The 466-nt window shown below is 65.0% G+C and carries 1 protein-coding gene; it reads right to left on the bottom strand.

The features are described 5' to 3' along the window. Positions 1 to 466: DUF7146 domain-containing protein (locus RAD16_RS40985; protein ID WP_458163686.1), on the bottom strand; the 466-nt coding region annotated here is incomplete at both ends.

Here is a 466-nt window from a genome sequence, read left to right as displayed (position 1 = left end):
GTATGACGAGTTGATCAAGGCGCCGCGCCCCGAGTGAGGCCCAGCAAGGAATGTCGTTCAGTCGCGTGAAGGCGTCGGCAGTCTCGAATCCTTCCGCGATCGCGAGGGTCGCGCCCCCTGCCCTGCCCCGCCATGCGCCGGACAGCGGCGTGCCAAGCATGACTTTGCGAGTATAGTCGGCGCTTTCGCTATCGAGAAAAATCCGTTGGATCGCGACGAGCTTCCCGACCTCGCGAACCGCTACGAGCAGCGCCGGAAGAAACGCCGTTTTAGGTTTCGGTAGATATGGGCAGCGTGGATGGAAGCGGATGTCCGGCGGCGGCGGCAGCAGTAGGTTGCGGCGCGCCAGATAGCGCTCGGCGAGTGTCCCACGCACGTCGACGGCCTGATCCCAGATCCGCTCTACGTTTGCAGGGCGCGGAGCGCGCGCGGGATCAGGGAGCGCGTAATGCTGGCCAGGGCGAAC

The organism is Bradyrhizobium sp. 18BD (assembly GCF_054185225.1).
The sequence above is the reverse complement of the archived record's forward strand: the minus strand, read 5'-3'. Positions and strand labels throughout refer to the sequence as shown.